General features: G+C 69.5%; 1 protein-coding gene. It reads left to right on the top strand.

Features of this window, described 5'->3' with window-relative positions:
• Positions 1-2,073 (top strand): non-ribosomal peptide synthetase (locus IG90_RS0138580; protein WP_030595948.1); only part of this gene is annotated, 2,073 nt, incomplete at both ends.

Below are 2,073 nucleotides of genomic sequence, written 5' to 3'. Positions count from 1 at the left end.
GATCAGTCCGCGGACAACCCTGTCACCGCACTCGCGCCCGATCATCCCGCGTACGTCATCTACACCTCCGGCTCCACCGGCCGACCCAAAGGCGTCGTCATGCCCGCGGGTGCGCTGGTGAACCTGCTGGAGTGGCACCACGAGGCGGTCGGTGGCGAACCCGGCACGAGGACTGCGCAGTTCACGGCAATCAGCTTCGACGTCTCCGCGCAGGAGATGCTGTCGGCCCTGATGTACGGCAAGATCCTGGTGATCCCGGACGAGGACGTCCGGCGGGACGCGGCCCGGTTCGTCGAGTGGCTTGACGAGCACCAAGTGGAGGAACTGTTCGCGCCCAACCTCGTCCTGGAGGCCGTCGCCGAGGCCGCCGTCGAGCAGGGACGCGCGCTGCCCCGGCTGCGGACCATCGCGCAGGCCGGCGAGGCCCTGACGTTGAGCCGAGTCGTCCGCGAGTTCCACACCTCGGCACCAGAGCGCGTGCTGCACAACCACTACGGCCCCACTGAGACCCACGTGGTAACGGCCCACGCCCTGAGCGACGACCCCGACAGCTGGCCGCTCACCGCGCCGATCGGCGGGCCCATCGCCAACACCCGCGCATACGTGCTGGGTTCGGGACTGAGCTTGGCGGCGCCTGGTGTGGTGGGGGAGCTGTACATCGCGGGATCCGGTGTGGCCCGTGGTTACTTGGGCAGGCCCGGTATGACGGCCGAGCGGTTCGTGGCGGACCCGTATGCCCCCGAGCCCGGTGCTCGTATGTACCGCACCGGAGACCTGGTGCGGTGGAACCAGGACGGCGAGCTGGAGTTCGTCGGCCGCGTCGACCACCAGCTCAAGATCCGAGGCTTCCGCATCGAGCCCGGCGAGATCGAGAACGTCCTCACCGAGCACCCTCACATCGCCCAGGCCGCCGTAGTCGCCCGCGAGGACCAACCCGGCAGGACCCGGCTGGTGGCCTATGTCGTGGCGCAGGAGACCCTGCGGCCCGAGGAAGCAAGGGAGTTCGTGCGCGAGCGGCTGCCCGAACACATGGTGCCCTCGGCCGTCGCACTCCTGGACAGCCTGCCGCTGACGGCCAACGGCAAGCTGGACCGGGCCGCCCTGCCCGCGCCGGACTTCGCGCCGACCGGATCCGGACGGGAGGCGCGCACGCCGCAGGAGCAGATCGTCTGCGATCTGTTCGCGCAGGTTCTGGGGCTGCCGCGGGTCGGCGTGGACGACGACTTCTTCGACCTGGGCGGACACTCGCTGCTGGCCACCCGTCTCATCGCCCGCATCCGAGCCGCCTTCAGCGTCGAGATCGGCCTGCGCACGCTCTTCGAGGCACGGACCGCGGGCGCGGTCGCGGCCCGGCTCGACACCGCCGGGCCCGCACGGCTCGCCCTGACCAAGCAGCAACTGCCCGACGCGGTGCCCCTGTCGTTCGCCCAGCGCCGGCTGTGGTTCCTGCACAAGATGGAGGGGCCGAGCGCCACCTACAACATCCCACTGACTCTGGGGCTGAGCGGCGAGTTGGACCGTGACGCGCTGCGTGCCGCTCTCGGTGACCTGGTGGCCCGGCACGAGAGTCTGCGGACGGTGTTCCCCGAGGCTGAGGGCACCTCCTACCAGCACGTCCTCGACAGCGTGAGCGTGGAGCTGCCCGTCACCGACATCACCGAGACGGAGCTGCCGGAGGCCCTGAGGTCAGCGGCCCGGTACCCCTTCGATCTGGCGACTGAAATCCCCCTGCGTGCCGAGTTGTTCAGCCTCGCGGTGCCGGAGTGGTCTGCGTTGCCGGTGCAGTACGCGGACTACACGCTGTGGCAGAACGAGCTGCTGGGTGACCAGAACGACCCTGACAGCCTGTTCGCGACGCAGATCGCTTACTGGACGGAGGCGTTGGCGGGTCTGCCGGATCAGCTGACGCTGCCTTCGGACCGTCCGCGTCCGGCGGTGATGACCTACCGGGGTGACTACGTCACGGTCGATATTGACGCTGACCTGCACCGGCGGTTGGCCGATCTCGCACGGGCGTCGGGTGCGAGTCTGTTCATGGTGTTGCAGGCGGGACTCGCGGGTCTGCTGACCCGG

It is taken from the genome of Streptomyces anulatus (genome assembly GCF_000721175.1).
Classification (GTDB): Bacteria; Actinomycetota; Actinomycetes; order Streptomycetales; family Streptomycetaceae; genus Streptomyces; species Streptomyces anulatus_C.
This window is presented reverse-complemented; position numbering and strand designations above follow the sequence as displayed.